Origin of the sequence: Photobacterium sp. MCCC 1A19761 (assembly GCF_037389125.1) — a bacterium.
In the GTDB taxonomy this organism is placed as follows: Bacteria; Pseudomonadota; Gammaproteobacteria; order Enterobacterales; family Vibrionaceae; genus Photobacterium.
In genome coordinates, this window is the sequence record NZ_JAZGTF010000001.1 from 592661 (window position 1) to 599657 (window position 6997).

The 6997-nt window shown below is 47.5% G+C and carries 5 protein-coding genes, 2 tRNA genes and 1 rRNA gene; 2 read left to right on the plus strand and 6 right to left on the minus strand.

Annotated features, from left to right (window positions below; genetic code table 11):
• Window positions 1-76: 76 nt before the first annotated feature.
• Both VV869_RS02720 and VV869_RS02725 read right to left on the minus strand, forming a co-directional pair.
• Window positions 77-922 carry an endonuclease/exonuclease/phosphatase family protein gene (locus VV869_RS02720; protein WP_337733443.1) on the minus strand — a complete coding sequence of 282 codons (846 nt, stop codon included), beginning with the start codon at window positions 920-922 and terminating at the stop codon, window positions 77-79.
• 82 nt (window positions 923-1004) lie between these two features.
• Window positions 1005-1340, minus strand: a complete 336-nt coding sequence (locus VV869_RS02725; protein WP_337733444.1) for a DUF1904 domain-containing protein — start codon at window positions 1338-1340, stop codon at window positions 1005-1007.
• Window positions 1341-1925: 585 nt separating this feature from the next.
• Here VV869_RS02725 and VV869_RS02730 point away from each other — a divergent pair.
• On the plus strand, window positions 1926-3005 hold the full coding sequence (locus VV869_RS02730; protein WP_337733445.1) for a hypothetical protein: 1080 nt from the start codon (window positions 1926-1928) through the stop codon (window positions 3003-3005).
• Window positions 3002-4912, plus strand: a complete 1911-nt coding sequence (locus VV869_RS02735; RefSeq protein ID WP_337733446.1) for a DUF3857 domain-containing transglutaminase family protein — start codon at window positions 3002-3004, stop codon at window positions 4910-4912. The genes VV869_RS02730 and VV869_RS02735 overlap by 4 nt, the downstream gene beginning before the upstream one ends.
• 224 nt (window positions 4913-5136) lie before the next feature.
• Here the strand turns inward: VV869_RS02735 and VV869_RS02740 are convergent, their stop codons facing one another.
• The 4 genes from VV869_RS02740 to rrf form a co-directional block, all read right to left on the minus strand.
• Window positions 5137-5937: an acyl-CoA thioesterase gene (locus VV869_RS02740; RefSeq protein WP_337733447.1), complete on the minus strand. Its 801-nt coding sequence runs from the start codon at window positions 5935-5937 to the stop codon at window positions 5137-5139.
• Between the two features lie 513 nt (window positions 5938-6450).
• Window positions 6451-6527: transfer RNA gene (locus VV869_RS02745), tRNA-Trp, on the minus strand.
• 37 nt (window positions 6528-6564) lie between these two features.
• A tRNA-Asp gene (locus VV869_RS02750) sits at window positions 6565-6641 on the minus strand.
• Window positions 6642-6697: 56 nt separating this feature from the next.
• Window positions 6698-6813: ribosomal RNA gene (gene rrf, locus VV869_RS02755) — 5S ribosomal RNA — on the minus strand.
• Window positions 6814-6997 lie beyond the last annotated feature (184 nt).

A 6997-nucleotide genomic window follows, 5' to 3' on the forward strand; every position in this document is an offset into this window, starting at 1 on the left:
GCCAAACGCTGAGCCTTTTCTTTTTCGATTCCATGGCTTTCGATAGCCTGACGTGCCGTCACCGGAGCGCCTGATGTTACTGTAATCTGAAATCCGCAATAATCGGGTTATGATCCGATGCGTTGGTTTGCGGCGCCTGAGCATCGACCAACTCCAGCCCGCGATAATACAAATGATCCAACGGCTTGCCGAGGATCTTGACCCGCTGATCCCGACGTAACGTCACATCCACGAGCCCCAGACTTTGCGCAAATGCATTGACCACATCCAGGCGCGCCTGACGCCAGGTATTAAAGTCCCCGGCCAGAATAATCGGACCGATGTGGCTATCCAGAACCTTCTTTAACGCACGAAACTGCGCTTTATACTCCTCAAGGCCAAGCGCAAAGTTCACCCCGTGTAAATTGACCACTACCAGAGTCTGGCCGTTGCTGAGGTTAAACTCCGACAGCAGGGCCGACTTCGGCAAACGCAGCCAGGGCTCCATGGCCAGATAGGCACAGGTGGTTCTGGCATTCACGGTCGACAGGTTCATCACCCCCGCAGGAGTATTGAGAAACTTGAAGGCATTCGCCATTCTGACTTTCCATTGCGTCTCGTCCAGATAGGCTTTGAGTCCCGCCGTCAGGCTTGCCTCCTGCAGGAGGACCAGCTCGCTGCGCTGGCTGAACTGCTCCAGGGCATCCCGCCAGCTCTCTCGCTGTTGCTTGTAGATATTCCAGACGGATACCGACAGCTGACCATCCCGATCCAACGGCAGGGCGATATCACTCTCGACGCATTGGTAAGAGAACTGCGGCGCCAGCACATTTTGGCTGACCTCCGGCACCTCGGAGACGTCAAAGGAGAGATTGAGCGCACTGACCCCCAACGCACCAGCGACCACACCAACACCAGCAATAACCTTAGAATATCGAGACATCACAACGACCTACAGCTTAAAGGCAAAGAAAGCAAAACGGCCCGCAGGCCGTCAACGTCATCCATGACGTGCACATCATCAATTAATAGTGAGTTCCGTTGTCGTAATAGGCAGCTGGTGATAGCGAGGTGAAGATCACCGCGACATCTAAATCAGCATCTTCCAACTCATCACGAACTTGCCGGGTGATCACTGCTGCGACCTGATCCTGAACTGCCTGGCCACGGTCGAACCACAGCACTTCCACGAACGGGTAAGCATCAGACACTTCACCATCAAAAATAAAGGTGGTTGACACATGCTCCACAGTGAAATCTTCTCGAGGACACGCCATCAAGGGTTGAAGTTCATCCACCAACGCGGTGGACATCGCCTTCACATTATCAAATTCAACGGCACGAAAACGCAGATGCGGCATGGTGACTCCCAATATCACTGACTCTTAAAAGTCCACAAGATACCATCGATATCAGCGCGAGCGCAGTAATTTCTCCCTGAGAGGCGGTAAATTTCGCGTCAAAAATCGGCAATACCGGCGGGAAGTGGCGCTAATGAATTGATGAAGGGGAGAAATCAAACAACTGAACCAAGATCACACTTTAGATAAATCATTACGTACTGGGCGGGCTTGACTCCAATGATCCAAGATAAGTGTCCACCGCATCCCCATGTTGAGGTTCTTCAACCCATTCGCTTATATACAGCAGCCTGAAGGTTGACCGGGACAGATCAGCCACGATCGATCACTCCGCTTGACAATTCATTTCAAATCTCAACCTTTGCATACCATATGATTCCTGTTTTGATGCACCTTTGCTAATATAGCTTCCCTAATATTTCATAAAGTTAGCGGGCTGATCAGGATTATTGTTCTGTTCATCATGCTTTCTTCAAAACGCACGCCAGAACCTTGTTCATCAGTGTGATTGTGTCTGTTCAAAGCAGCCCGTCGGTACGCATATTTTTTTATTTTTAGTCATTTAGATCGACTTGGATCCCGTCTATGCAAGAGATAAGCACGACGCCTTACGAAATAAACAAGGAAGCCGAATCCCAATCGGAAAGACATGAGCCGGTTACCATCAGAGCGCCAAGAGCAGCGATCTGGGACTGGTTTCTGATGTTCAGTACGTTGGGATTTTATTCAAATTTTTGGTTTTACGGTCGGGCTAAGGAACTCAATCATATTTCCAAATCTAAGTTCATCCCCTGGCTATGGCTTTTTGCCCCGCTAGTCGCCGTTTTCCAAATATTTGCCCTGAAAAAGCTGGGAAGAACGCTGGAAGAATTCGAACACCAAGAGACTGCGCTGCGGAGCCGACGCCGCTATTTCATTGGTTCCTGGGGCTTTGTTCTCTCGATACTCTTTTTTTCTGTGTCATCTAAGTGGGCTGTTGCTTCTTGGTTAGAGTTCGTTTTCTTCTTCGTTTATACCTTCTCTTTCGTCTTAATCGCCAGCCGAATGAACGATGTAAAGCGCAGCTTAGATAACGTCGAGTTCAAAGGAAAACAAAGTGGCTACTCCTTCATCGAGTGGGTGTTGGTAATCATCTTATTTCCAACAGTATTGGGTATATTCACCTACGCTTCAGTCTCTCCATTTCTCGTCAATAAACTGGAACACCATAGCAGCGGTTCAGTTTATCGCTTGAACAATGAAGGCTTTTCACTGACCTTCAGGGGAGACGGCTGGTATCGCGTAGAGCCCGGCAGTTACAGCGATGGCACGGCGTTAACCGAATTTACGAACGGCGTCCCGGACTCTTATTTTTTGCTATTTAAAAACAATAATATCCAGGACATTGATGAGCACATGAGGCAACGCCGTGACTGGGTAAAGGAAAACTTCACTGGCGCGCACTGTACTGAAGCGCGAAGTTTTGTTCCAGGTTCAATGAACCTCAAAATTGAACTCGTGTGTAAAGGGAGAATGACTTTAGAGCCATCAGCCGCACTCATTACTTTGATCCAGACCAAGGATCATAACTATGAGCTACTGGGTGTCTTATCTGCGCCCAAAAACACGTATAAGAAGTGGCTTGATTCTTATCAGGCGATGGCCAGGGAGTTCACCGCAAAATGAAAGTAAAACTTATTCGTACGCTATTCATACTGATTGGTATATCTACAGCTGATGTTCATGCGGAAAATAAAGAGGATATTCGTTGGACTCTAACCGATACCAACCTATCTCAAACCATTGATTTGTTGTCCAGCAATCAACTGCCAACGGAAATGACACAACTGCTACGAGATACGCAATTCCACATTGGGCCGGATAGCGTCACCATGCGTAAGAAGATCGTGAACTATTTCCCGAGGTTCGTCGATGCGGAAAATTACGGCTCACAGAGTATTTACTACAACCCTCGCTTTCAAAGCCTCCGGGTAATCTCAGCGGCCTCGATCACTCGAGAAGGCAAAATCAAGCAAATCGATCCTTCTCAGGCACAAGTACTGGATACAAACGAATACAATACATTCAGTAGTGACAAGGAAGTCGTTCTCGCTCTCCCAGGTTTAGCCGAAGGCAGCTTCGCGGTTTTGGAGTACGAAGTGATTACCCAGCGTGGGCTGATGGAGTCGGATTGGTCTGAAGAACTCTACACGCAGGGCAATTACCCAATTCAGCATTACCGGCTAGATATCTCTTGGGATAGCTCACAGCAGATCAACTGGGCAACCGACTCCGAAAGCGTACATTGCGAACAACAAGGTAGCTCTCTGACCTGTCATGGTGACGACCTGCCCGCCTATCAAGGTGACTATCAAGCGTACTGGCGCGATCATATCGGTCGAGTCTCTGTCGGGGTGTTGGATAGCTGGAAACAAGTTATTGAAAAAGCATCTCAGGCGATGGCTGAGGCAAATAAAAACACCGACGGTTTAGTATCGCTCGCTGATTCGCTGACTAGGGGAACACGTTCAATCGAGGAAAACATCGCCAATATTTTAGATTTTGTCTCCAGAGATATTCGCTACGTCTCGATGTCGGAGCATGGTAATGCTATGACGCCTCATACGATTGCTGAAACGATTGAAAATCGTTTTGGTGACTGTAAGGACAAATCAGTCTTACTTAAAGCCTTATTGCAAGAAAGTGGGCTAAGCCCCAGGCTGGTACTCGTTTCCACCCAAAGGACCGCTGACCGAAAATTCTTAGTACCGACCATGAATGCATATAACCACGTCATTGTGTGTTTCAATTTGGAAGGCCAAGAATACTGTGTGGATCCTACAGATACCCAAACTCATTGGAAGCACACACCGGCCTGGATTCAAGGTAAAGTCATCCTGCCTCTAGAAAGTGGATATATTCCGCATCCCATGAAGACAAGCCGTTATCGCTGGCGACTTGGTACCCGCACTGATATTGTATTCAATGCTCAGGGGGGACAAGAAGAGATCCAACAACGTACATACTCGGGCGAATACGCATCCACATTCCGCTCCAATCTCTATAAAGATAATGAATCGGATAGGCAAGCATATCTGCAAAAACAGTACCGCAATGTCGTCTCTGAACTCGCGGAACCGGCATTTAACATTGATCAGCTTGACGAAATGGCCGAAACCCTGAGCATTACCTCTAAAGCAACCTTGCCATCCTTTTTGAAAATAGAGAAAGCATTAAATTATATGGAAAACGATGCCTGGATTCGTGACGAGTTGTCAGATCTTCGGCTCAGTAACGAAAGGTATGAAGAAGTCTTTCCCGGCCTCAGTGTTGTCTCCGAGTTCAATTATGATACCAATGGTTTATGGGAATTCACGGATCTACCGCCATCACTGAACTTCGATCATCCATTCGGCTCCATGGAAAGAACGGTTGAACGTGTGTCACCAACCAAACTGACGATACTAACTCGCTTAAAAATACCAGCACAAACGATACAACCAACAGATATTAAGCGATTCAACGAGCTACTGAACACTTACTCCGAGCAGTCGTTAATTCATTTCTACGGAACTCCCATCTCTACGAACTAACCTCATTTTTGAGAGAGCAGGATCTGCAGGTTGCAGAACCTGCTCAGCTGCCACATCTCATGCTCGATATCCGCGCCTTATTGTGAGAGTGTTGAATAACCCAAGAGGTAAGGTTAATCATTTGCTTCGTCAGATGAAGACTCCTCTGCGGTTAACATCAGAGTCTTCATCGATATGAGTAGGTGTATGTGTTATGGGTGTTTTTTCTTATTCAGTCCATTTCGCTACTCAAATATAGCGACACTCTGCCGGCTAATTGCGACTAAATTTCCAGACGCATCCCATACATCAGCCTCAAGGTGAGCATAACCTCCCGCGGCCTGCCTGGTTTGAGCTTTATATGCAAACCAATCTCTCGGGGAAAACTGGTCATGTGGATAAATAAACTCTAAATTCCACATCATCGTACTTGCAGGTGAGGGCTTCTTCATCATTTGAAGCACCGCTGGTGGCCAAGCATCTATCAGGCAAACTAAGTGGGCATCTGTGATTTTACCGGGTTCATTTTTAAAGCGCATCCAGCCATATAACTGTGAGATATTTACACCACTATACGGCATCGCACCTTTAGCAATAGACAAATCAATATTCGTCAGGAAATTAGGCGTAACCCCCTCAATGAAAGGTAAACCTTGGCATTTGGCAGGTAAGTCTATGTCATGGGTTTCATGATTTGGGACTTCTATGTTTGAAAAGCGTTCATTGCCAAAGCAACCTTGTTGGATGACGGCAACCATGCCATCCTGGATAATTCTGGCTGTTACCTGAGTTGCATTTTTCCCTTCTCTGAGTACTTCGACTTCAAACGAAAAAGGAGTATCGAGTAATAGCGGGCCCACAAAGTTGGTCGTTAATGACCGTAGAGGTCTCCCATCACGAATCTTACTTTTCATTGCCGTATAAAGTAGTGCGGCGGACACACCACCAAATACCGTTCTGCCTTGCCCCCAAGATTGAGGAAGTGCCATCGTTTTTTCTGTATCTACGATTTCCCTTGCTTTTGAAATCAGAGTGTCGATATCCATGCCCACCTCTTGTTAAATATATGTTACCCTCACTGGCACATCGTACCAGTTCAACAGAAAGTATCAACAATGGTGCATAGGATTCGTCATGAGCAGATCTCAACAAGCATCGAATGTTTATAACGGTGTTTGTTGGCAATATTCTCCTTAGGTGTACGCAAGCACAGTTTATAGCTCACCACGAGGAGAAATAATAAAAGACAGATATGTACCAGAAGCTAATTTGGAAAGCTGTATGAAGCGATTCTAATGTGAATTTGCGAATGGTTATGGGGGGATGAGTGGGGGATCGGAAAGGTGCTATTTTGCATAACGCTAGAAACAAAAAAGCCCCAGTATTTCATCGGGGACGCCTAGTCTGAGGCTTCGTAGATGGCAGGGGTGGACTGGGCCGGCACTTCGGAGATTCGAACGCCCAACACGCGCTGTTTTTAGTATCAGGGGAATCCGCTGCTCCGCCAATTGGCGCTGAAAACAACAAAGCCTCAGCATTTCTGCTGAGGCTTTGGAAGATGGCAGGGGTGGAGAGATTCGAACTCCCAACACGCGGATTTGGAATCCGCTGCTCTGCCAATTGGAGCTACACCCCTGTTGGCTCAGTTTTTAAGAGCTGAAACTCTGAATAAGTGGCGGAGCGGACGGGACTCGAACCCGCGACCCCCGGCGTGACAGGCCGGTATTCTAACCAACTGAACTACCGCTCCACACGGCACCTAATCGAAGTCTTACTATTCATGCTTCAATCAAGTTAAGGTTCAAAGCCTGGCGATGTCCTACTCTCACATGGGGAGGCCCCACACTACCATCGGCGCTGCTGCGTTTCACTGCTGAGTTCGGCATGGGATCAGGTGGGTCCGCAACGCTATGGTCGCCAAGCAAATTCTGTTTATCTTACGTCTGGTTAGACGGAAAATACAATCTCGGAAAATCTGACTAAGTCTCAGCACATCATTCAAGTGCTCGTGGAGTCCGTAAAACCCCTTGGGTGTTGTATGGTTAAGCCGCACGGGCAATTAGTACAGGTTAGCTCAACGCCTCACAGCGCTTACACACCCTGCCT